At 69.1% G+C, this 22,242-nt stretch carries 18 protein-coding genes and 3 tRNA genes; 7 read left to right on the top strand and 14 right to left on the bottom strand.

Annotated features, from left to right (window positions below; all coding sequences use genetic code 11):
- Positions 1 to 34: 34 nt before the first annotated feature.
- The 4 genes from AC4FS1_RS16395 to AC4FS1_RS16380 all read right to left on the bottom strand — a co-directional run bounded on the left by AC4FS1_RS16395 (position 35) and on the right by AC4FS1_RS16380 (position 2,578).
- A tRNA-Met gene (locus AC4FS1_RS16395) sits at positions 35 to 108 on the bottom strand.
- Positions 109 to 133: 25 nt separating this feature from the next.
- Positions 134 to 205, bottom strand: a tRNA-Thr gene (locus tag AC4FS1_RS16390).
- 64 nt (positions 206 to 269) lie between these two features.
- Entirely contained in the window at positions 270 to 1,493 is a 1,224-nt protein-coding gene (locus AC4FS1_RS16385) for a M23 family metallopeptidase (protein ID WP_491156768.1), read from the bottom strand.
- A gap of 290 nt (positions 1,494 to 1,783) precedes the next feature.
- A complete protein-coding gene (locus AC4FS1_RS16380; protein WP_491156767.1) occupies positions 1,784 to 2,578 on the bottom strand; it encodes an inositol monophosphatase family protein in 795 nt (264 codons plus the stop codon).
- 47 nt (positions 2,579 to 2,625) lie between these two features.
- Between AC4FS1_RS16380 and AC4FS1_RS16375 the strand changes: the two genes are divergently transcribed.
- Positions 2,626 to 4,212 (top strand): phytoene desaturase family protein, encoded by a 1,587-nt coding sequence (locus AC4FS1_RS16375; RefSeq protein WP_491156766.1) that lies wholly within the window; start codon positions 2,626 to 2,628, stop codon positions 4,210 to 4,212.
- A 50-nt stretch (positions 4,213 to 4,262) separates the two neighbouring features.
- Complete coding sequence (locus AC4FS1_RS16370) at positions 4,263 to 4,877, top strand: GrpB family protein (protein WP_491156765.1); 615 nt, start codon at positions 4,263 to 4,265, stop codon at positions 4,875 to 4,877.
- Between the two features lie 38 nt (positions 4,878 to 4,915).
- On the opposite strand, the gene AC4FS1_RS16365 is transcribed toward AC4FS1_RS16370, so the two are convergent.
- Positions 4,916 to 5,836, bottom strand: a complete 921-nt coding sequence (locus AC4FS1_RS16365; protein WP_491156764.1) for a hypothetical protein — start codon at positions 5,834 to 5,836, stop codon at positions 4,916 to 4,918.
- Positions 5,837 to 5,938: 102 nt separating this feature from the next.
- Entirely contained in the window at positions 5,939 to 9,409 is a 3,471-nt protein-coding gene (locus AC4FS1_RS16360; RefSeq protein ID WP_491156763.1) for a bifunctional proline dehydrogenase/L-glutamate gamma-semialdehyde dehydrogenase, read from the bottom strand.
- A 105-nt stretch (positions 9,410 to 9,514) separates the two neighbouring features.
- Here AC4FS1_RS16360 and AC4FS1_RS16355 point away from each other — a divergent pair, with 105 nt between their 5' ends.
- Both AC4FS1_RS16355 and AC4FS1_RS16350 read left to right on the top strand, forming a co-directional pair.
- Complete coding sequence (locus AC4FS1_RS16355) at positions 9,515 to 10,408, top strand: LysR family transcriptional regulator (protein ID WP_491156787.1); 894 nt, start codon at positions 9,515 to 9,517, stop codon at positions 10,406 to 10,408.
- A gap of 184 nt (positions 10,409 to 10,592) precedes the next feature.
- Positions 10,593 to 12,038, top strand: a complete 1,446-nt coding sequence (locus tag AC4FS1_RS16350; RefSeq protein WP_491156762.1) for an MFS transporter — start codon at positions 10,593 to 10,595, stop codon at positions 12,036 to 12,038.
- Between the two features lie 431 nt (positions 12,039 to 12,469).
- On the opposite strand, the gene AC4FS1_RS16345 is transcribed toward AC4FS1_RS16350, so the two are convergent.
- The 7 genes from AC4FS1_RS16345 to AC4FS1_RS16315 form a co-directional block, all read right to left on the bottom strand.
- Positions 12,470 to 12,554: transfer RNA gene (locus tag AC4FS1_RS16345), tRNA-Tyr, on the bottom strand.
- Between the two features lie 109 nt (positions 12,555 to 12,663).
- Positions 12,664 to 13,062 (bottom strand): GlcG/HbpS family heme-binding protein, encoded by a 399-nt coding sequence (locus AC4FS1_RS16340; RefSeq protein WP_491156761.1) that lies wholly within the window; start codon positions 13,060 to 13,062, stop codon positions 12,664 to 12,666.
- 46 nt (positions 13,063 to 13,108) lie between these two features.
- Positions 13,109 to 14,026: a PfkB family carbohydrate kinase gene (locus tag AC4FS1_RS16335; RefSeq protein ID WP_491156760.1), complete on the bottom strand. Its 918-nt coding sequence runs from the start codon at positions 14,024 to 14,026 to the stop codon at positions 13,109 to 13,111.
- Positions 14,023 to 14,517 (bottom strand): FBP domain-containing protein, encoded by a 495-nt coding sequence (locus tag AC4FS1_RS16330; protein ID WP_491156759.1) that lies wholly within the window; start codon positions 14,515 to 14,517, stop codon positions 14,023 to 14,025. Before AC4FS1_RS16330 ends, AC4FS1_RS16335 begins: the two co-directional genes overlap by 4 nt.
- Before the next feature lie 78 nt (positions 14,518 to 14,595).
- On the bottom strand, positions 14,596 to 15,495 hold the full coding sequence (locus tag AC4FS1_RS16325) for a sugar ABC transporter permease (protein ID WP_491156758.1): 900 nt from the start codon (positions 15,493 to 15,495) through the stop codon (positions 14,596 to 14,598).
- Between the two features lies 1 nt (position 15,496).
- Positions 15,497 to 17,125, bottom strand: coding sequence for an ABC transporter permease subunit (locus AC4FS1_RS16320; protein WP_491156757.1), 1,629 nt, complete (start codon positions 17,123 to 17,125; stop codon positions 15,497 to 15,499).
- Positions 17,126 to 17,219: 94 nt separating this feature from the next.
- Positions 17,220 to 18,458, bottom strand: coding sequence for a sugar ABC transporter substrate-binding protein (locus AC4FS1_RS16315; RefSeq protein ID WP_491156756.1), 1,239 nt, complete (start codon positions 18,456 to 18,458; stop codon positions 17,220 to 17,222).
- A 227-nt stretch (positions 18,459 to 18,685) separates the two neighbouring features.
- On the opposite strand from AC4FS1_RS16315, the gene AC4FS1_RS16310 reads away from it, so the two are divergent.
- Positions 18,686 to 19,174, top strand: coding sequence for a YajQ family cyclic di-GMP-binding protein (locus AC4FS1_RS16310; RefSeq protein WP_491156755.1), 489 nt, complete (start codon positions 18,686 to 18,688; stop codon positions 19,172 to 19,174).
- A 58-nt stretch (positions 19,175 to 19,232) separates the two neighbouring features.
- Here AC4FS1_RS16310 and AC4FS1_RS16305 read toward each other — a convergent pair whose 3' ends face one another.
- The gene (locus AC4FS1_RS16305) at positions 19,233 to 20,060 is read right to left on the bottom strand and encodes an alpha/beta fold hydrolase (protein WP_491156754.1); all 828 of its coding nucleotides are present in this window, start codon (positions 20,058 to 20,060) and stop codon (positions 19,233 to 19,235) included.
- Between the two features lie 23 nt (positions 20,061 to 20,083).
- Between AC4FS1_RS16305 and AC4FS1_RS16300 the strand changes: the two genes are divergently transcribed.
- Together AC4FS1_RS16300 and AC4FS1_RS16295 are read left to right on the top strand one after the other, a co-directional pair.
- On the top strand, positions 20,084 to 20,689 hold the full coding sequence (locus AC4FS1_RS16300) for a TetR/AcrR family transcriptional regulator (RefSeq protein WP_491156753.1): 606 nt from the start codon (positions 20,084 to 20,086) through the stop codon (positions 20,687 to 20,689).
- 306 nt (positions 20,690 to 20,995) lie between these two features.
- Positions 20,996 to 22,219, top strand: a complete 1,224-nt coding sequence (locus tag AC4FS1_RS16295) for an ROK family transcriptional regulator (protein WP_491156752.1) — start codon at positions 20,996 to 20,998, stop codon at positions 22,217 to 22,219.
- Positions 22,220 to 22,242 lie beyond the last annotated feature (23 nt).

The following is a 22,242-nucleotide window of genomic DNA, read 5'->3' as shown; positions in this document are numbered from 1 at the left end:
CTCTCCCCAATCAGCGACTGGGAAAGAGGACCTGTAGCAGGAGCGGGGCTTGAACCCGCGACCTCACGATTATGAGTCGTGCGCTCTCACCAACTGAGCTACCCTGCCGCGACGCATCCGCATGGATGCTTCGAGCCCCGAGTCAGGATTGAACTGACGACCCCTTCCTTACCATGGAAGTGCTCTACCACTGAGCTATCGGGGCGCGCCCGGCGTTCCCCGGGCAACTCAACGAGAATACCAGAGCGCTGGGCCTCGCTTGACGCCGGTCAGCCGCCCGCGTGCTGACGCAGCCACGGCAGCGGGTCCACCGCGCTCGTTCCGCCGGCCAGCAGTTCGAAGTGCGTGTGCGCGCCGAATGAGCGACCGGTGTTTCCTGTGCGGCCGATGAAGGTGCCGACGGTGACCTGCTGGCCGGGCTCGACCTGAAGGGAGCCGTACTGCAGGTGCGCGTAGCGGCTGGAGATCAGCTCGCCGTCGACGACGTGGTCGATGACGACCGTCACCCCGAAGGCGCCGCCCGACTCCGTCGCGATCCGCACTGTTCCATCGGCGATCGCCTGGACCGGCGCCCCTGCCCCTGGCACGAAGTCGATGCCCTCGTGCATCCGGCCGGAGCGCATGCCGTATCCGTAGGTGATGGGCACGCCCACCGCGAACGGCCACTGGATCGCCGAGGTCGGGTCGTTGACGAAGAAGCTGGAGAAGTTGGAGATGCCGGATTCCGCGGCGATCTCCGCGAACGTGGTGGTGGTGAAGTGGTCGAGGCGCTCGACGCCCTCGTTCTTCACTTCAGCAGGCGCGACGTACACCTGGATCTCTTCGTCCTCCGCGGCGACAGCGCCTGCGGCCAGCGTGCTGAGATTTGCCGTTCCGCCTTGCACAGCCGCGACGGCCTCGGCCGGCGTGGTCAGCCCGACGGTGAGGAGACCGACGACGCCGATGATCCCGACCGAGAAGGATGCGGCGGCCGCCCGCCGGAACGACGAACCCCGGCGATGCTGCGCTCCCTCGGAGACGGCGGGCGCCTCTTCTTCCTCGTCTCGCAGCGCAGCTGCGGCCACCTGCACGGGCGTCTCACCGGTGAACGCGAACAGCCGGGCGGCAGCCTCGAACTCATCGAACGCGCCATCCTCGCCCGGCGAGGAACGCTCGGCGGCGGCGTGGACGTCGTCGACGAAATCGCGGTCATCCTCATCCGCCAGCGACTCGTCCACCGGGGCAGGAGCGGCGGGCGGTGTCCGGCGCGCGCGCACCTGGGGCAACGCGATCGGCGACGTCGGAAGAGCGACCGGAGTCGTCTCCACCGCCGCGGCGGTCGTCTCGACGACGAGGGCCACCTCGGCGGGCAGGGCGGGAAGCGCGAGGGCTTCAGGAGCCAGGTCGGGCAGGTCCTCGACAGCGACCGTCAGCTCGATCGCATCCGTCGACCCGATGGTCTCGGTCAGAGGTCGCCCCCGGACCTCGCGGGCCGCCGGCAACTCCGGACTCACGGCCGCCGCGGCTTGCGCTTGGGCGCGTCGTCGCAGTTCTGCACGCGTCAGCGGAGGGGCTCCGTTCGCTGGCGCGTCAGGAGTCGGGCTGGTCCACCGTGGGGAGGCAGGCGCAGCCGGGCGGGAGTCGGTCAAGACGTAGTGGCTTCCGGGTCGTGTCGCGAAGGCGCGACGGCATCGGTCAGTACAGCGTTGGCCACCCCCACCGTTCGGGCGGTAAAGGTAACGATCGGATAAACACTACCTCGCGGCGACTGAGAAAGCCATGTGCAGGGCCGCCCCGGCACGGGTCAATAGTCGAGCACCTCGGACAGCGCGTTGAAGACGCCCGGCGACGCAGCAATCGTCATGCCCCGGCCGGGGCGACCCCCGGGAGCCCCGGAAACCAGGCCTCCGGCCTCGCGAACGAGCAGCGCTCCGGCAGCGTGATCCCACGGTTGCAGCCCCCGTTCGTAGTACGCGTCGAGGCGTCCCGCGGCCACGGAGGCGAGATCGAGGGAGGCTGCGCCACCCCGACGAAGGTCCCGTGCGAGAGGCATGACCCGCGCGATCTGATCCAATGCGGCGGCGTGGGTGCTGGGGTCGTACCCGAAACCGGTGCCGATGAGGGCTCCGGCCGGGCCGACGTCGGCGTTCACGCGCAACCGCTGCTCCCCGAGCCAGGCTCCACCGTTCAGCGATGCGGAGAAGAGCTCTTCCGTCGGAGGCGAGTACACGACACCGACGCGCGCCGTCCACGTCTCCGGATCGGGATCCCCTCCGACGGCGGCGATGCTGACCGCGTACGCGGGGAGGCCGTACGCGTAGTTGACCGTCCCGTCGATGGGGTCGACCACCCACGTGATCTCCGACTCACGGGCGCGACCGCCCGATTCCTCCCCGAGGAAGCCGTCAGCGGGGCGAGCCGCGCGCAACCGCGACTGGATGAGCGCCTCCACCTCGCGGTCGGCCTCCGTGACGATGTCGGCCAGCGCCGACTTCGTCGCAGCCACCGTGACGCCCTCCGCTCGCCGGGTCTGCGCGAGCCGGCCCGCCTCCCGGGCGATCTCGGTGGCGAGCTCCAGCAGATCTGCGGTGAGGGTCATGACTCCACGCTAGCGGCGGCCGCGGGCGCCCCGGCTACCGTAGACGCATGAGCGCGCGCATCCCGGGCCATACGCATGACGTCGTCATCGTCGGGGGCGGCCACAACGCGCTGGTGGCCGCCGCGTACCTCGCCCGGGCGGGAGCCAGCGTCGTGGTGGTCGAGCAGCTCCAACACGTCGGCGGCGCTGCCGTGTCGGAGCGCCCATGGGAGGGAATCGACGCCCGGCTGTCGCGGTATTCCTACCTCGTGAGCCTGCTCCCCCGGCAGATCATCCGTGACCTGAAGCTCGACATCGACCTCCGCCGCCGCCGGTATTCCTCCTACACCCCCGATCCGGCCGACCCGTCGCGCGGCATCCTGGTCGACACCGCCGACCACGAGTCCACCGCCGCATCCTTCCTCCGCACCTCGGGCGATGCCGCCGAAGCGGAACGCTTCGCGGCGTTCTACGGGCGCATCTCACCGCTGGCGCGGGCGATCTTCCCGACCATGACGGAGCCCCTGCCGACCACCGCCGAGGTGCAGCAGCGCGTGGACGACGACGCACTGTGGAGCGACATGGTCGACAAGCCCCTCGGGCTGACGCTGCGGTCATCGCTCGAGACCGATATCGCGCGGGGCGTCGCCCTCACCGACGGCCTCATCGGAACCTTCGCGGCGGCGGATGACCCATCGCTGCGCCAGAACCGCTGCTTCCTGTATCACGTGATCGGAGGCGGAACGGGCGACTGGGACGTGCCGGTGGGCGGGATGGGGCGCGTGAGCGACGAGCTTGAGCGAGCCGCTCGCGTGGCCGGCGCCGAGGTGCGAACCGGCGCCCGCGTCACTGCCATCACCCCCGACGGCGATGTCCACGTCGATGACCGGAAGGGCGAGAACCTCCGCGGACGCGTCGTCCTCAGCGGTGTCGGACACGACGTGCTCGTGCGCCTCCTCCGGGACGGCGGCGCCGACGTGGATGCGGCGGCGCAGGCCGAGGGCGCCCAGGTCAAGGTCAACATGCTGTTGCGACGCCTGCCGAGGCTGCGTGACGAGAACGTGCGGCCTGAAGCAGCGTTCGCGGGTACATTCCACGTCAACGAGACCATGACTCAGCTCGACGCGGCGTACGCCTCGGCGGTGGCCGGCGTCGTTCCCGAGCCTATGCCTGCGGAGATCTACTGCCACTCGCTGACGGATCCGTCGATCCTGGGCCCCGAGCTGCAAGCCCAGGGGGCGCAGACGCTCACGCTTTTCGGTCTTCAGGTGCCGCACCGTCTCCTCGCCGGCAAGGATGCGGCGGCCGCCCGTGTCGAACTCTTGGGCGCCGCACAACGCAGTGTGGATTCGGTGCTCGCCGAGCCGCTCGCCGACTGCATCTACGAGACGGCGGACGGCCAGCCGTGCATCGAGGCGCGCACCACGGCCGATCTCGAGGACGACCTGGCGATGTCAGGCGGCGACATCTTCCACGGTCCGCTGTCGTGGCCCTGGCTCGAAGCCGAGCCCACCAGCCCCGCCGAGCGCTGGGGCGTGGCCACGGAGCATCCCCGCATCCTGGTGTGCGGGTCGAGCGCCCAGCGCGGCGGGGCAGTCAGCGGGATCGGCGGGCACAACGCCGCGATGGCGGCGCTGGAGCTGCTCAACCTCTGATCGGCTGTCCGACTTTGCCCCCGGCGGCGGGCGGGATTACCTTCGACCGCGTGAGCAAGCCGAGGAACCCCGCCGCACTCGCTGACTACGACCCCGAGTGGGCCAGGACAGCGTTCCGCCTGCTCGGAGGAGTGAGGAGCGCCCTGGAGGGCCTGCAGGGCGCGGCGGACGCCGCGCTCGATCACATCGGCTCCACCTCGGTGCCTGGCCTCCCGGCCAAGCCGCTCGTCGACCTGCAGGTGCGGATCTCGCCGCTTCCCGCCGATCCCGACCTCATCGCGCGCCTCGCTCCGCTCGGATATGAGCGAGCGCGAGGATCACGCCCCGATTCGCCGGGCGTGTACCGCGACGTGCCGAGGGGCTCTCTCGCCGCGGAGCCCCTGGTGTGGGAGAAGTCCCTGTTCTGGCACCAGGGCGAGCAGGCGATCCTGCATGTGCGCCGAGCGGACTCCCCCTGGGGCCTGTACACGGTGTGGTTCCGTGACTGGCTGCGGGCACACCCCGACCAGAGGGCTCGATACGAGGCGGTCAAACGCCAACTGAGCGAGCGGGAGACGGGCAAGCCCGACTACGACGACTACACGCGGGGGAAAACGGGTTTCTTTGACGCCGTGCAAGTCGAGTTCGAGAGCTGGGCCCGCAACGCACCCGCCGGCGAGCGCTGAGGCCGTTCACCTCGCCCTCGCGTCGGGACGGACCCGGGTCAGCGCGGCGCCGGGGGCGGCGGCGGATACCCTTCGAAACCGGGATGCGGTGGTGCGGGCGGCGGCGGCGGGGACACCGGCGGCTGCTGCAGGCTCGGCTGCTGCGAGGCCGGCTGCTGCTGAGCGGGTGCGGCTTGCGGCTGCTGCCCGTAGGTGGGGTAGCCGGTGTAGTACGCGTTCCAGTCGGGCGATCCGTCCGGGAGCATCGGCAGCGGAGTCGCGCCATCGCCGTACGTCGGCCACGGGGGAAGCGCCGACTGCTGCACGGGCGGGGAGACCGGTCGCGGAGCCTTCGGCGCGAAGAGCGCGTTCATCAGCGGGATCAGTGCCGTACCGACAGCGGCGAGGATGGTGATCGCCACCACGATCCGCCAGTACAGATCGCGGAAGTCGATGAACTCGTGGAAGGTCAGCGGCAGGATCAGCATGACGGTGAGGACGATCACGAGCCCGACGGTGATACCGGCGAGCGTGCGCGTGAAAGCGGTCAGGTGACGGCTGAGTGACTTCAGGTAGAGGCGCACGTGCAGCAGCGCCAGCTGCAGGATGAGCACGACGAGCAAGAACGACACGAAGCGCGTGAAGCCCTCGAAGCCGTATTCCTCCGTCGGCATCCAAATGAGCAACGCTCCCACCAGGAGCGCCACCACCCACGTGATCATGCTGGTCAGCTGGAACCACGGCGGCCGACGCGCGGAGAGGTGCACGTCGAGGATCGCGGCGCCGGCGAAGGCGGCCAGCAGCAGGATCGTCAGGAACGCGCGTCCGATGATGTCGTTCTCCGGGCCGATCAGCACCCAGACGACGCAGACGATGGCAGCAGCGATGAGCGCGCCGATGGCGACCCAGATGGCCAGACGCAGAAGATTGCGACCGGCCTGAGCCGGTGCCTGCTGGGGCGGATGCTGGGGGGTGGTCATGGTGGTACCTCTCCTCGGGAGTCGCTCCATCCTGGCACGCGGTCTCTCAGGGTCGCGGCGCGCCCGCCGTACTGGGGATGATCCGGTCCATCCCCCGCACGGTTATCGCCCACCCCCGGATGCTGCCGGCACCGGGTAGCGACGGGGGGTGCCGAAGCGGTGCGCGGTGATCGACACCGCCTGCTCGCGCAGGTACGGCAGCATCTCGATCCGCCCCGCGGTCACGGCCGGTCCGGTGTACAGGGCGACCGCGGGCGATCCGTCCGTCGCTTCCGCGAACTCCCGCGCCGAACCCCCGAGCAGCCGCACGCGTCCGCCGCGGAGGCCGAGGGAGGCCGCACGGCGGCACCAGGATGCGGTGTCCTCCACCCGCGCGGAGACCCCGGCGCCCTCGAGCCAGGCGCGCACCGCCGGCGAGAGGCCGGCCGCGGTGCTCACCGTGAGTGCAGCACCGGCGCGGATCCCGGCGGCGGCGGTCCGTACGAGCGCAACTTCGTCGGCCTGCTCGAACCGGATCGTCACCGGAACCGGCGCGTAGCGGAAGACGTTCTGCTCCGATGCCAGCGCCGACACGTCGCGGGCTGTGCCGAATTCGTCCGCCCATGCGAGGGCGTCGCTGGCGAGCGCGGCCGACAGCCAGCCGCGGTCGCTGGCGGGCACGGCAGCCAGGGCCGCAGACACGAACCCGTCAGGGCGCACGTGCGCCTGCACGGCTGGGGGCGCGGCATCCGTCCACGCCCCGAAGCCGGTGAGGTAGTTGGGACCGCCCGCTTTCGTCCCCGCGCCCACGACGGACTTCTTCCAGCCGCCGAACGGCTGGCGCCGCACGATCGCGCCGGTGGTGCCGCGGTTGATGTACGCGTTGCCCGCCTCGATCCGCCCCATCCACGTCTGGATCTCGGCGTCATCGAGGGAGTGCAGCCCCGAGGTGAGCCCGTAGTCGATCTGATTGACCAGATCGATCGCCTCGTCGAGCGTGGCGGCGGTCATGACTCCCAGGACCGGCCCGAAGTACTCGGTGAGGTGGAACTCCGACCCCGCCTGCACGCCATCGCGGATCCCTGGGCGCCACAACGCGCCGTCGGCATCGAGCTTCTTCGGCTCCACCAGCCACCGCTGGCCGGGCTCCAGCGTCGTGAGCGCCCGCAGGAGCTTGCCGTCGGCGGGCCCGATGAGGGGCCCGACGCGGCTCGCGGGCTCCCACGGCATCCCCACCTCGAGTGAGGTGACCGCGTCCACGAGCTGCCCGCGGAAGCGGTCGGAGGTGGCGACGGATCCCACGAGGATGACGAGGGATGCGGCGGAGCACTTCTGACCCGCGTGCCCGAAGGCGGAGAACGCCACGTCCTTGGCCGCCAGGTCGAGGTCGGCGCTGGGGGTGACGATGATCGCGTTCTTGCCGCTCGTCTCAGCAAGGAGCGGGAGGTCGGGTCGGAACGAGCGGAAGAGCTGGGCGGTCTCGTACGACCCGGTGAGGACCACCCGCTCGACCGAAGGGTGCGACACGAGCCGTCGCCCCAACTCCCGACCGTCGAGTTGCAGGTAGGTCAGCACATCGCGGGGCACACCGGCCTCCCAGAGCGCCTCGACCATGACGGCGCCCGAACGTCGTGCCTGGCGTGCGGGCTTGATGATCACGGGGCTGCCGGCAGCGAGCGCGGCGAGGGTGGAACCGGCGGGGATGGCGACGGGGAAGTTCCACGGCGGCGTCACGACGGTCAGCCGCGCCGGAGTGAACGTCGCGCCGTCGACCTGTCCGAGCCGGCGACCCTGTTCGGCGTAGTAGTGCGCGAAGTCGATCGCCTCCGACACTTCCGGATCGCTCTGCTCGACGACCTTGCCGCACTCCGACCCCATGACTTCGATGAGGTCTGCGCGGCGGCGCTCGAGGATGTCGCCGGCGCGGTGGAGGATCTCGGCACGACCATCGGCGCCCAGCGCCCGCCAGCGTTCGCCCGCCGTCACGGCCGCATCGATCGCGGCATCCACGGCGGCCTCGTCGGCGAGAACGTGGCCATCCGCCGTCTCGGTGCCGAGGGTCGAGGTCTGCATGCGGGCGAGGATGCCGTCGGCCCAGCCGCGGTTCGCCGCGATCGCCGGATCGGAGTCGGCGGCGTTGTCGAATCCGGGTGCCCGCGCGGGCAGGGCCGGGGCGGTGCGATCCTGCACGCGGTGCGGCGCGGGGACCCCATCGGGCATGGCCGCGATAGCGGCGAGGAACCGGTCGCGTTCACGGGCGAACAGACCCGCGTCGCTATCGAGATCGAACACGGCCGACATGAAGTTCTCCGCCGACGCGCCCTCCTCGAGCCGGCGGATGAGGTACGCGATCGCGACGTCGAACTCCTTCGGGTGCACGACCGGCGTGTAGAGGAGGATCGACCCGACAGTGCGGCGCACGACCGCGGCCTGGGCGGTGGCCATGCCGAGCAACATCTCGACGTCGATGCCGGAAGCGACGCCCCGGCGTTCGGCGAGCAGCCACGCCAGCGCGATGTCGAACAGGTTGTGGCCGGCGACGCCGACGCGGATGTTCGCGGTGCGTTCCGGGCGGAGCGCGTAGTCGAGGACGGCCTTGTACGACGCATCCGATGCCTGCTTGGACTCCCATGTCGCCAGGGGCCAGTCGTGAATGTCGGCGTCGACCCGCTCCATCGGGAGGTTCGCGCCCTTCACCACGCGGACCTTGATCGCCGCCCCGCCAGAGGCCACGCGGTCCGCCGCCCACTCCTGAAGGCGCATCATCGCGCCAAGGGCGTCGGGGAGATAGGCCTGCAGGACGATCCCGGCCTCCAGGTCGCGGAACTCCGGCTCATCGAGGATCCGCATGAACACCGCGAGCGTGAGGTCGAGGTCCTTGTACTCCTCCATGTCGAGGTTGAGGAACTTCCGTCCCTCCTGAGCGTCACGGTAGAGCGGGCGGAGAGCGGCGGCCGCATCCGCCACCGCCTCCTCGAACGCCCACGGGGTGTGCGGCGCGACAGTCGAGGAGACCTTGATGGAGACGTAGTCCACATCATCCCGGGACAGCAGGCGGCGCGTGCCCGCAAGACGGCGTGCGGCCTCCTTCTTACCGAGGATGGCTTCACCGAGGAGGTTGACATTGAGTCGGGTTCCTTCGCCCGCGCTCCGGATGCGTTCGATGGCCGGGCCGAGCTTCCGATCCGTCGCGTCGACGATGAGGTGACGCACCATTGCGCGCAGGACGGTGCGGGCGATCGGCACGACGATGCGCGGGGCGATCGGGGCCGCCAGCGCGCCGAGGCGGATGGCGGCCTTCAGCGGGAGGGGCAGGAATCCCGGAATCAGCGGCGTCAGCGCCGTGAGGTTGCGAGCGGCGACGCGGGTGTCGTCCGGCCGCACCACCCCGTCGACGAATCCCACGGTGAAGGCGAGACCGTTCGGGTCGCGGAGCACCCCGGCCAGGCGCTGGGCCGACGCATCGACCGGTTCGGCACGGCTGGCCTCCAGCCAACGGCGGACGAGCGCGATCGCGTCGTCGGCGAGGTCGATGGGCCGAATGTCGGCCGGGTCGGCGGCAGGGGCGCCGGCGGGGGCTTCGCTGAGGGTCATGAGGGAACCTTCCGTCGTGGGCCCAGTCTGCGCCGCGCACACCAATCGGGAAAAGCGACCATTTATGATGGATACCGTTCGGCTGTGTCGACGAATGGATGCTTCGTGTTCGATCTCCGCCGCTTGCGTCTGCTCCACGAACTGTCGGTGCGCGGCACACTCGCCGCCGTGGCCGAGGCCCTCTCCTACAGCCCGTCGACCATCTCTCAGCAACTGGCGCAGCTGGAACGCGAGGCCGGGGTCGCGCTGCTCGAACCAGACGGGCGACGCGTGCGGCTGACAGCCCAGGGCGAGGCCCTCGCCGCCCACGCCGCCCACATGCTGGATGCCGACGAGGGGGTGCGCAGCGAGCTGGAACGCATGCAGCCGACGCTCGCGCCGGTGCGGGTAGCCGTCATGCAGTCGGCCGCGCACGGGCTCGTCCCGCGGGCGCTCACCCTCCTCGCCCGTGACGAGCCGGAACTGCGCATGGAGGTGGCCGAACTCGCCCCGGAGGACGGGCTGTTCGAACTCGCCGCACGCGGCTTCGACCTCGTCGTCGCCGAGCAGTATCCCGGGCATACGCGCGAGCATCGCGACGGCGTGGAGCGCGTGCTCCTGGGGCATGACGCGATCCGCCTCGCCCTCGCGCCGGGCGACACCTCGGCGGCATTGACGGCGCTGCGCGACCGACCCTGGGTGATGGAGCCGATCGGCACGGCAGCGCGCCAGTGGGCGACGCAGCAGTGCCGCGCCGCGGGGTTCGAGCCCGATGTTCGATTCGAGCTCGCCGACCTCACCGCCCACGTGCGGCTCATCACATCCGGACTCGCCGTCGGCATGCTCCCCGACCTCGTGTTCGCCGGGGACGATCCGCCCGTACGCCTCGTGTCTCTTCCGGGCGACCCGAGGCGCGACGTCTTCACCGCCATTCGGAGCGGATCGGCCGGACGTCCGGGGATCCGTGCGGTCCAAGCCGCCCTGCAAGACGCCTTCGACGACGTCGCCCGGTCCGCCTGAGCCGACCGCCCCATGCCCCCGCGCGCCGCCCGTCGCGCTTGCCGCGTTGATCCGCGCTGCGGCGTTAGAATCGTGGTCTGTTCGACCGCGTCGGTCGGAGTAGGCCGTCCGCACATCGTGCCGCGACGGTCCGAGGCTTGAAACCTCCAGCACTTCGTTCGCCAGAAGCCTGGAGGGCCTTCTCATGTCCATCACTCTGTCCAGATCCCGTGCATGGTGGTCACTCGGCGTACTCGCGCTGACCCAGCTGGTCGTCGTCCTTGACGCCACAATCGTCACCATCGCCCTGCCCGAGGCCCAGCGGGAACTCGGTCTCACGGACGTCGAACGCCAGTGGGTCGTCACCGCCTACGTTCTCGTCTTCGGTGCTCTGCTCCTCCTCGGCGGCCGGATCGCCGATTACTGGGGTCGCAGGCGTGCCTTCATGGTCGGCATGTTGGGCTTCGGCGTGGCATCCGCGTACGGTGGGTTCGCTCAGACGGGCACCGAGTTGATCATCGCCCGGGGCGCCCAGGGACTGTTCGCGGCGCTGCTCGCCCCCGCCGCGCTCGCCCTGCTGACGGTGACCTTCCCGTCCGGCCGCGAGCGGAACACGGCCTTCGCCGTGTTCGGCATCATCGGCGGAAGCGGTGCCGCGGTGGGCCTGTTGCTCGGCGGCGCACTCACGGAATTCGCCGGCTGGCGGTGGTGCCTGCTGGTGAACGTGATCTTCGTCGTCGTCGGCATCATCGGGGGATTCCTCTTCCTCACGGAGAGCACGGCGGAGGGCGACAACCGTTACGACGTCTGGGGAACGATCACGGTGGCGTTGGGCCTCGGCTCGCTCGTCTACGGCTTCAGCCTCGCCGAAGAGAGCTGGAGTTCGATCGGCACGATCGGCTTCCTCGCTCTCGGCGCCGGCCTGCTCGCCCTCTTCGTGCTCATCGAGTCACGCGTCGCGCAGCCGCTTCTGCCGTTGCGGGTCATCCTCAACCGTGTGCGCGGCGGCGCCTTCCTCATTCAGGCGATCGTGGGGAGTGTCCTCATCGGCGCGACGCTCTACCTGACCTTCCACTTTCAGATCGTGCTGGGCATGAAGCCGCTCCTCGCGGGTCTCGCCAACGTCGCGATGACTGTCGTCATCCTCATCGTCGTTCCGGCACTCACCAAGGTGTTGCCGGCTATCGGCCCTCGCCCTCTGCTGGTTGTGGGTCCGTTGTTCGCCGCTGCCGGCCTGTTCTACCTGAGCTTCATCACGCCCGACGGGAGCTACGTCACCCAGGTTCTGCCCGCGCTCGTTCTGCTCGGCGCCGGTCTCGCGGCCCTGTTCGTTCCGTTGCAGAACGTCGCCCTCACAGGAGTCGCGCCGCACGACGCCGGAGCCGCCTCCGCCACGGTGAATGCCGCGATGCAGATCGGCGGCTCGGTCGGAGTATCGGTGTTCACGGCGATCTACGCCCGGGCAGCCGGGGGCTCTGCAGCATCCGGAAACGACCAGTTCGCAGCGTTCACCGACGGCTACTCGTCGGTCTTCATCGCTGCCGCGGTCGTCATGGTGGCGGCGTCGCTCATCGCGGTCTTCCTGATCCGCGGCGACAAGAACGACCTCCTTCCCCAGCGTGACGATGGCTCGGCCGTGCACGTGGGGTAATCCGCCGCCGCCGGCGTAGGCATGTGGGACTTATACCCGGATTTTCGACCCTGGTCCGATGTCGGCGGTGTACTCCTAAAGTCGTGGCCGGCCGGAGATTGGGGACCGGCATGGGGGCAAACCGCCGCTACGCATCTCCGTGTGGCACAACGCGGCCACGCATCGCAAGGCTTGACACTCCCCCCGCTCGCGCGTGCAATCCGATCAGGTGAGGGCACCGAATAATCAACGCTGGCACACACTGGGGGGGACGCCAGCTCGGGTGCCTTCCGCTCCTTTGCGGGCGGAAGGCACTCGAGGCGGGGAAACTACGCAGAGGCTTCTGCCGGGGGGGGAGTAGCCACGAAACCGCCACCGACGACGAAAGCCGCCCTGCCTGTCCGAGGACTGGCAGAGCGGCTTTCGTTGTTTACATGCGGTTAAAAGGGTGGTGGTGGCGAGTGAGGGATTCGAACCCCCGAATGCTGAGCAGTCTGATTTACAGTCAGATCCCTTTGGCCGCTTGGGTAACTCGCCAGGTGCGCACCTGCCCGGCTTTGGCAGTCGGACAGAGGCGCGATCACCGATATTACTCCCCTGTCCGGCTCAACTCGAACCAGACGGCACGCTGCGACGGCCGAAGTCGTCAGAGCGCGGCGGCGCCTGCGTCCGCGACCCGGTGGTCGTCCTCGACCGTGCTCCCCGAGACACCCACGGCGCCGATGATCACACCGTCGACCCTGAGCGGTATCCCACCGGGGAAGGTGATGAGCCCGCCGTTGGAGTGTTCGATCTGGTAGAGCGGGCCACCGGGCTGGGACAGCTCGCCGATCGCTCCGGTGTGCATGTCGAAAAGGCGCGCGGTACGCGCCTTCTTCACGGCGATGTCGATGGAACCGAGCCACGCGCCATCCTGACGCGCGAACGCCTTCAGGTTTCCGCCAGCGTCGACGACCGCGACGTTCATCGGCGTGCCGATCACTTTCGATTCCGCCAGCGCGGCGGCGACGACGGATTGTGCTTGCTCAAGCGTGATGTCTGACACGGAGGTCCTCCAGGGTAGGTTCCCCCACCCTAGACACTTGTGCGCGTCAGGTGCCCAGGTGGTCCAGCTCGCGCCCCTCGAGCTCACGGGGCAGGCGCAGCAACGCCCCCTCGAAGCGGCACGTCGCGGCCGCCACATCCATCGCCCGCTCGAGGACCGCGGCCCACTCTCCCGCAGTGGCGGGCACGCCGTCGCGCAGCAGCGCCACGGTGGCTGCGAGCACGGCGTCGCCGGCGCCCATCGTGTCGATGATCCGCCCGGGCATGGTCGAGACGGGCCGGACGACCGTGTCCCTTCCCGCGTCGATCGCCGCGCCGCCTGCACCATATGTCGCGAGAACCGCAGCAGGACCCAGGGCAGTCATCCGCGGGCGCACGCGGTCGAGTGACTCGCGATACAGCAGTCGCGCATCGTCCTCGCCGATCTTCACCAGCATCGCCCCCGCGGCCAGACGCTCGAAGCCGCGGACGAACTCGTCACGGTCGTGCAGCATCCCCGCCCGCGGGTTCGGGTCGACGGCGAGCGCGACGGATGCGGCGGACACAGCATCGGCGAACTCTTGCGTCTGCGCCCGGTCGTCGAAGGGGAAGCAGCTGACCACGACCATTTCGGCGTCGCGGAGCGCTGCGCGTTCGTTCTCCCCGAACCGGATGCGGCGATGCTGCGCCGCATCGTTGAACACGTACTCGGGCTCACCCGAGCGGGACCGCGTACTCACGGCGCGGGAGGTTCCGTACTCCGAGGGCGACGCGATCAGATCCACGCCGTAGTCCTCGAGATACGTGCGGATGCGCGAGCCGGGCTCGTCGTCGCCGACCATCGCCAGGAGCGTGGCCGGCACGCCCAGCCGTGACAGCCCCACCGCGACGTTGAGCGCGGCTCCCCCGACGAACTCGCGCACCCCCTCGCTGTCGCGGAGCTCATCGATGAGCGCGTCGCCGACCACCACGACACGTCGATTCATACGTCTGCCGTTTCGAGCACCCGCTCGACGAAGGCCTCGGTGCGGCGGCGCGTGCCGTCGATCTTCAGGTCGACGCTCGCTCGGACTTCGCTCGGCGCCAGCGGCATGGCAAGGCGGACGGTCTCGTGGCATGAGAGGTCGGCGCACATGTACGTCCCGACGCTGTCCCCGGCCTTGCCGGCCGTACCCGCCTTGCGCGCGGTGAACAGGGCCACCTGGTCGGCGGGCTGCATGGTGTGGCACAGATTGCACATGGCCGCCCGCGCACTCGAGGAGCCTTCCGCCGCACGCACCACGACGCCGCGCGGTACGCCGTCCCGCTCGATGACGACGTATCCGCGACCGCGGTTGCGGGGGTCACGCCACGCGAGGAAGTCGAGGTGATCCCAGTCGGCCAGGAGGAAGTCCACCGGCATCCCCGCAACCCGTCGTTCGTCGTCGCCCGCGTTCACGAACGACTCCCGCACTTCGTCCTCGGTCAGAGCATGCATGCCGAACAGTCTACGAACGCCCCTCCCCCGCGGGGCCGGGCGCCGGGAGATCGTATCGGTGAGGGAGGGACAGCCGGGTTACTTCACGCTTCCGGCCGTCAGACCACCGACGATGTACCGCTGCAGGGCGAGGAACAGCACCATCGGCAGGATGGCGGCGATCACGGCGCCGGCGGCGAACACGCTCCAGTTCGTCGCCGTCTCCTGCGACACGAACTGGTACAGCCCGACCGCCAGGGTCTGCTTGTCCGGGTCGACGAGGACGACGGAAGCGATGACGAAGTCGTTCATCGTCGCGATGAACGACAGCAGCCCCACGACAGCGAGGATCGGCGCCACCAGGCGCAGGATGATCGTGAAGAAGATCCGCGCGTGACCGGCCCCGTCGATCTTGGCGGCCTCGTCGATCGATGCCGGCACGGTGTTGAAGAACCCGTACATGAGGTACGTGTTCACCCCCAGCGCGCCCCCGAGGTACACCATGATCAGGCCGACCTGGGTGTTCAAGCCGATGGCGGGGAAGATGTCGGCGATCGTCGACATGAGCAGGAAGATGGCCACGAACGCCAGCAGCTGCGGGAACATCTGCACGAGCAGGAGGCTCAGGAGCCCGAAGCGACGCCCGGTGAACCGCATCCGCGAGAACGTGTACGCCGCCAAGGCGCCCAGGAGGACCGTGCCGATCGCGGTCGAAATCCCGATCACCAGGGAGTTCACGAACCACGCGCCGAACGGCTGCGTCGGGTTGGTGAACAGCCGCACGAAGCTCTCGCCGCTGAACGTCTGGAACAACCCGTTCGCCGTCAGCAGGGTGCCGCCGGGGTTCAGCGCTGCCGACAGGACGTACAGAAGGGGGAACGCGGCGAACACCAGCATGACGATGCCGACGATGTGGCGCCATCCGGTCTGCCGGAACCACACGCCGAAGGGTCGGCGCGGCGGGCGGGCGCCGGCGAGAGGAGTCGAATCCAGCGCCATGTCAGTTCAGCTCCTCAAGGGCCTTGGTCTGTCGGAATCCGATGTACGAGATGACACCCACGAGCAGGAAGATGATGATCGAGAATGCGCTGGCCAGCCCGAAGTCACGCATCTGTCCGACGAAGGCCACCTTGTAGACCATCGAGATCAGGATGTCGCTTGCTCCGGCGTTGATGGATGCGTCCGCGAAGCGCGGTCCGCCGCCGGTGAGCATGTAGATCAGGTTGAAGTTGTTGAAGTTGAAGGCGAACGAAGAGATCAGCAGAGGCGCCACCGAGACGAGCAGCAGCGGGAACTTGATGTAGCGGAAGATCTGCCACACGCTCGCGCCGTCCACCCTGCCCGCCTCTGTCACGTCGTCGGGGATGGACTGCAGCGCGCCGGTGGTGACGAGGAACATGTACGGGAAGCCCAGCCAGAGGTTCACGATGAGGATCGCGATCTTGGCGAGCAACGGGTCCTGCAGCCACGGGATGGAGGCGCCGCCGAGGAGAACCTGGTTGATGAACCCGAAGTCCTGGTTGAACAGGCCCGCCCACACCAGCGCCGAGAGGAATGCAGGGAAGGCGTACGGGAGGATCATGATGATCCGGTAGTACTTCCGGCTCTTCATCCGCGGATCGTTGAACACGATGGCGAGGAAGAGCCCGAGGACGAACGTCGTCGCCACCGAGAGGAAGGCGAAGACGAAGGTCCAGATGGCCACCGCGATGAACGGACCGCGGATGGACTCCTCGGTGAACGCACGCACGAAGTTGTCGACGCCGACGGTCACCACCCAGCCGGGCAGGAGCTCCGTGCCGTCGTCCGCGGTGAAGGCACCGGTGCCGATGTCGCGGTACACCGTGCCGGTGCTCGTGTCGGTCATGGTGTCCGCGTCCGGATCCCACTGCAGACTCGACGTGAACAGGTACGCGCTCGAGCCGTCGGTGGTGCGCAGGTACCCGTCGTTCGGGTCATCCGAGATCGGCACGGCGATCGCACCGATCTCGCCCTGGTTCGCGATGACCTGGGCGAACTCGAGGGTGTTGTACCCCTCGGCGGAAACGGCCTTGCCGCCGCTGAACTCCGCCTCGACCGGCTCGAGCGGAGCCTCGCTGTTGCCGACCTCGGCGTCGCCGCTCTCGGGGTCGGTCACCAGTAGGGAGAACACGCCATTCTGTTCGACGACCGTGATGGGGTAGGTCGCAGAATCCTCGACGCGGGCCTGCGACTGCAGGAGGAGCGCGTTGACGGCGTCGTCCTTGGACGAGTTGTGGCCCGAGCCGTAGTTCGTGAAGGCGATGTAGACCGTGTAGCCGATCACGAAGATCTGGAAGACGAGCAGGAAGATCAGCCCGGGTGTGAGGTACTTGGCCGGGAGAAGTCCCGGGGTCAGATAGACGACGTTGACGCCGACGGTGACGAGCGCCACGACCGCCGCGATGATCCACTGGTCGGACACCGCGAGCACCATGATCGCGTAGACCGCGGCGGCGTCGACGATCGCCAGCGCGGCGATCTTGACCAGCCACACCTTCCACCCGAGCGACGCGGCCTCGGCGTAGCGTTCGGCGCGGCGGCGGCGCTTTTCGAGTGCCGGATCTCGACGATCGGCGGGTGTGTCGGTCTCGACCGGGGGGAGGGTCATCCTCGGTGCTTTCTTGTTCGTGCGGATAGTGCTCAGAGAGTGAGGTGGGGCGGCCCGGAGGCCGCCCCACCTGCTTCAGCGGTGACGAAGGGCGTCAGCCGCCGATGTTGCCCTGGATGTCTTCGGCCATCTTGGTCCAGGTGGCGGCGGGATCTTCGCCCTTGAGGATGGCGACCTCCGCCACGCCCCAGAACTCCCAGACCGCACCCATCTCGGGGATGCTGGGCATCGGAGCACCCGTGGCGCCCACGGCGCCGAAGCCGGCGATGATGGGGTCGGCCGCGGCCTTCTCATACGCAGCGGTCAGTGCCGGCGGGCGGTCGCCCGCCTCGTACAGCGCGGTCTGCACCGGCTCGGTAGCCAGGTAGTTCACGAGGAACTCGTTGGCGGCGAGCGCGTTGTCGGACTTTGCGTTGAGGTAGAAGCCCTGGACGCCCACGAACGGCTTGGCCGTCTGCCCACCCGCGGAGGGGATGGGGTCGATGGCGAGGTTGATGCCCTTGGCCTCAGCGTCGGCCACGTTCCACGGGCCGGTCAGGATGAACGGCGTCTGTCCCGAGTTGAAGGCCTCTTTGGAGAGGTCCTGCGTGAGGTTGAGGTTGATCGTCCCGGCGGCCCCCTGCTGGCCCAGCCAGGTGGCGAACGCCTGGCCGGCGGCGTCGCCGATCGTCAGCTGCGATCCGTCGTAGCTGCCGTCGGCGTTCTGAGCGAAGACCGAGTTACCGAACGAGGTCTCGAACGGGTACAGGTGGTACGGGTCGGCGTTGGCCGGGTCGAGGCCGACGACGAACGGGTACTGCACGCCCGCGGCGGTTCCCTTGGCGATCATGTCGTCGAAGGACGTGGGCGCCTCGGGGACGAGGTCGACGTTGCGCATGAGCGCGAGGTTCTCCGTGGCGTAGGGAAGCCCGTAGACGTTGCCCTCGTTCGTGAAGGCCTGAATCGCGACCTGCTGGAACTCTGCGGCCTTGTCGCCGAGTTCAATGGGAGCGACGAGTCCGTCCTGCACGAAGCCGCCGAGCCAGTCGTGCGCGCCGACGGTGATGTCGGGGCCCTTGCCGGTGGGGACCTGCGCGGCGAAGTCGGCCTGGATCTTGGTGAAGTCGCGCTGAACGAGGTCGACCTCGATGCCCTTCTCCTCCTCGAACGCCGCGGCGACGTCCTTCAGGGCATCGGCGCGGTTCGCGTCGACCCATACGGTCAGCTTCGCGGATGCATCCCCGTCGCCCGAACCGCCGTTGTCTCCCCCGCCGCCGGCGCAGCCGGCGAGGAGCAGGGCGCTCGTGGCGATGAGGGCGCCGAATCCGAGCGCGCCCTTGGTGTTCACCTTCATCGGTGTGTGCCTCTCTGTCAGAAGGGGCCGCTGTCAGCGCAGTACTGGCGGACATCGTCGGCCCCGGGCTTGTTATGCAAGCGCTTCCAGTCTGCGTCCGCCTCCCACGCCATGCAAAGTGCACCCGGTTTCGATACGAAGACGTGATCCGGGGTTCCGCCGGAGGCGTTCGCCGATCCGCGGCCCCGTTCCCCGTGCGCTCCGACGGTCGCGGCTACACTCGCGTCATGGCCGACAGCTCATTCGACATCGTTTCCAAGATCGATCGCCAGGAAGCGGACAACGCGCTCAACCAGGCCCGCAAGGAGGTCGAGCAGCGCTACGACTTCAAGGGCACCGGCGCCTCCATCGAGTGGAGCGGCGAGTCCATCCTGATCAAGGCGAACTCGGAGGAGCGAGCCAAGGCCGTTCTCGACGTCTTCCAGACGAAGCTCATCAAGCGCAGCATTTCGCTGAAGAGCCTCGACTCGGGCGAACCGACCCCGAGCGGCAAGGAGTTCCGGATCGTCTCGACGCTCAAGGAGGGCATCTCGCAGGAGGATGCCAAGAAGATCGGCAAGATCATCCGCGACGAGGGGCCCAAGACGGTGAAGTCCCAGATCCAGGGCGACGAACTGCGCGTGCAGTCGAAGAACCGGGACGACCTTCAAGAGGTCATCCGGCTCCTGAAGGCCGCCGACCTCGACGTCGACCTCCAGTTCACCAACTACCGGTAGCGCGCGGGCCGCCTTCACCGCCCCGCGCGGATACCCTGCCTGAACCGCGGGGGTCCGCCTATCCGATCTCCCTCCAGAAGGCGAGAATCGCGTCCGCCAGCGCCGCCGGCTGCTCCAGAGGCACGAGTGTCCGCGCTCCCGAGATCGTGAGGGCACGGGCATTCGGGGCAAGCGCGGCCGCACGCTGCGCGTCCTCGGGGCTCCAGTCGCCGCGATCGTCGGAGGCGACGAACAGGCTCGGCGCCGTGATGCGCGCGAGCCGCTCCGTGACATCGCGGCGGTCGATGATGAACGAGCGCAGCGCATAGCTCATGCTCTTGCGCGTCGGTCTCGCGAGGCTCTCCGTCACCACACGCAGGATGCGCGTGTCTGTGGCCGAGGCATCCGTCAGCATCGCCGCGATGACGGCCTTCTGCACAGGCCGAACGGGTCCGGCGAGGCGGAGGAGGGGATGAAGGAGAGCGATCTGACGCCGGAGCGCCGCCGGGACGGGTTGGGTGGGCGCGCTGATCGCGACGAAGCTGCGCATCACGGACGAGTCTGTCGCCAACTCGTAACCGACGTGGCCTCCGAACGCGTTGCCGATCCAGTCGACCGGACCGCTCAGGCCGAGCCCCCGCAGGGCATCGCGTGCCGCCCCTGCGGCCTCGACCATGTTGGTGCGCCGCGAAAGAGGCTCGCTGCGCCCCAAGCCGGGCGGATCGATCAGCACGTACTCCCGCCCGGGGTCACCGTCCAGCAGAAGCGGCAGCAGGGGATCCCACGTGTGGCTGTCGACGAACATCGACGACCAGAGCACGGTCGGCGCACCTCGCCCGATGCGCCGCACGGACAGGGAACCAAGGCAGGTTTCGACGCGCCCGATGTGCCCGATGAAGGTATCCATATTTTGATGTTAGCGTGCTTAACATGAATAAGCGAGAGTATCGCATGTCGGCACGTGCGGATGCGGCAGAGCGGACGGCGGAGCGCATCGTGGACGCAATGCTCGCGCTGCTGCGCACCACGCCCTACGAGCGCGTCCGCCTCGAGGACGTGGCCGCGGATGCCGATGTCACCGTGCAGACGGTGATCCGCAGGTTCGGCAGCAAGGCCGCGCTCATGACCACGACGGTGGAGCGCGAGCTCAGCCGCATCGCCGCGAAGCGCGAAGCGGCGTCGCGGTCGACTGCGGCAGACACGATCGCCGCGCTCGTCGAGCACTACGAGGACTACGGCTTGCTCATCCTCAAGACGTACGCCGAGGCGCCACTCGTCGCGGGGCTCCCCGAGATCGTCGCGCGAGGACGCGCCTACCACGTCGACTGGTGCCGCCGCACGTTCGCGGAGCACCTGGACCCGGCGCTCGATGCGCCGACGCTCGTTCGCCGCTCCGCTCAGATCGTGGCATTGTGCGATGCCACGACGTGGCGGGTACTGCGCGTCGACGGGGGCCTCGATGCATCCGGTACCGAAAGAGCGATCGCCGAGTTACTCATCCCGCTTCTGCGTCACCCGGGGGCGCTGGCCCCCTGAGCTGGACGCCGGCAGCCTCGTTCACGGCACGGGCACGGGCACGTCGAGCGCCGCATCTCCCCCGAGCCTCGACTCCGCGCCGGCTGGATCAGTCCTCGGCGACATCCACTTCGGGCTGCGGCGGCTCGGGTGGATCGACGATCTGCTGCTCCTCGAAGACGTCGTCGTGACGGTCGTCGGGGGCGCTGTCTGCGGTGTGGGACATGTCTCGACCATACGAGTGGCACTCCGGGCGCCGCGGGGGCTTGACGCTCGACCGTAACGGCGGGAGGCCCCGGGCGCAGTATGGTGCGACCGGAGGAACTCATGAGACGCGGGTCCAACCTGCCGGCGGTCGGCACCTACAATCAGACGCTCGTGCTCGACCTCATCCGGCGAGCACCCGAGGGCATCAGCCGCATCGAGCTCGCGGCGCGCACCGGATTATCCGCCCAGACGCTCAGCAACGTCGCTCGGCGGCTGGTGAACGAAGGCTGGATCGTGGAGGGGACGCCCATCGCGGCGGGCCCGGGCAAGCCGCGCACGCCGCTGCGGCTGGATCCTGCGGCGCGCTGCGCCGTCGGCATCCATCTCGACCCCGCCGTCGACACGTTCGTGGCGGTCGACCTCACCGGCGCGGTGATCGCCCACGCCGAGCACACTCCCCGGCAGACAGGCACGGCCGAAGATCTGGTCGCGGATCTCACCCGCGCCGTGGAGGAGCTGCTCGCCGCCGCAGGGCTGCCGCGCGACCGTGTGCTGGGGATCGGCGTCGCCGCCCCCGGACCCCTCGACTCCGCGCGCGGCGTTCTCTTCGAACCGCCGCTCCTGGTGCCGGCGTGGCGTCACGTGCATCTGCGCGAGCGGCTGCAGGAGGCAACGGGCCTGGCCGTGACGGTCGAGAAGGATGTCGTGGCCGCGATGGTCGGCGAGCTGTGGACCGACGCGAATCAGGACCTCGACGATGCGATCTTCGTCTACTACGGAGCCGGGGTCGGGGTGGGACTCGCGATGGATGGCACGCCACTTCGCGGGCGCACGGGCAACGCGGGCGACGTGGCCCACCTCGTCGTCGAGCTCGAGGGACCATCGTGTGCCTGTGGGCAACGGGGATGCCTCGGTGCGGCCATCGCCCCGGAGCGCCTGCTCGTCGACGGCGGCGTGCTCGCCCCCGGGGCCTCCCCCACCGCCCCTGAGCTGCGCGCTCACCTCGCCACGCTCACCCAGCGCGCGATGCACGGCGATCCTGCCGCCGTCGCGGCGGTAGAGCGCGCCGGCGAGAATCTCGCTCGGGCGGTCGTACAGGTCAACAACCTTCTCGATGCCGACGTGGTGGTCGTCGGCGGACCGCTGTGGAGCCTGCTCGCCGCAGCCGGCCGCCCCGTGCTGCAAAGCGCGGTGGCCGCGAGCCGCGCCACCGCGACGGTGCGCGGCATCCGACTGCTCGAGAGCTCCCTCGGCACGGACGTCGCGGCCGTGGGCGCCGCCTGCCTGGTGCTCGATTCGGCTCTCACCGCACGACCCACCGATCTGATGATCGCGTCCCGCTGAGGGCGACTCCGACCCGGAGAACC

Source organism: Microbacterium sp. Z12_35 (assembly GCF_058310475.1).
This window is presented reverse-complemented; position numbering and strand designations above follow the sequence as displayed.

Coding starts and splice junctions, on each gene's coding strand:
- AC4FS1_RS16380 (WP_491156767.1), bottom strand. CDS start 2,578: ATGACCCTCACCGCAGATCTGCTGGAGCTCGCCACCGAGATCGCCCGG.
- AC4FS1_RS16360 (WP_491156763.1), bottom strand. CDS start 9,409: ATGACCCTCAGCGAAGCCCCCGCCGGCGCCCCTGCCGCCGACCCGGCC.
- AC4FS1_RS16330 (WP_491156759.1), bottom strand. CDS start 14,517: ATGCATGCTCTGACCGAGGACGAAGTGCGGGAGTCGTTCGTGAACGCG.
- AC4FS1_RS16315 (WP_491156756.1), bottom strand. CDS start 18,458: ATGAAGGTGAACACCAAGGGCGCGCTCGGATTCGGCGCCCTCATCGCC.
- AC4FS1_RS16310 (WP_491156755.1), top strand. CDS start 18,686: ATGGCCGACAGCTCATTCGACATCGTTTCCAAGATCGATCGCCAGGAA.
- AC4FS1_RS16300 (WP_491156753.1), top strand. CDS start 20,084: ATGAATAAGCGAGAGTATCGCATGTCGGCACGTGCGGATGCGGCAGAG.
- AC4FS1_RS16295 (WP_491156752.1), top strand. CDS start 20,996: ATGAGACGCGGGTCCAACCTGCCGGCGGTCGGCACCTACAATCAGACG.
- AC4FS1_RS16350 (WP_491156762.1), top strand. CDS start 10,593: ATGTCCATCACTCTGTCCAGATCCCGTGCATGGTGGTCACTCGGCGTA.
- AC4FS1_RS16320 (WP_491156757.1), bottom strand. CDS start 17,125: ATGACCCTCCCCCCGGTCGAGACCGACACACCCGCCGATCGTCGAGAT.
- AC4FS1_RS16305 (WP_491156754.1), bottom strand. CDS start 20,060: ATGGATACCTTCATCGGGCACATCGGGCGCGTCGAAACCTGCCTTGGT.
- AC4FS1_RS16335 (WP_491156760.1), bottom strand. CDS start 14,026: ATGAATCGACGTGTCGTGGTGGTCGGCGACGCGCTCATCGATGAGCTC.
- AC4FS1_RS16365 (WP_491156764.1), bottom strand. CDS start 5,836: ATGACCACCCCCCAGCATCCGCCCCAGCAGGCACCGGCTCAGGCCGGT.
- AC4FS1_RS16375 (WP_491156766.1), top strand. CDS start 2,626: ATGAGCGCGCGCATCCCGGGCCATACGCATGACGTCGTCATCGTCGGG.
- AC4FS1_RS16325 (WP_491156758.1), bottom strand. CDS start 15,495: ATGGCGCTGGATTCGACTCCTCTCGCCGGCGCCCGCCCGCCGCGCCGA.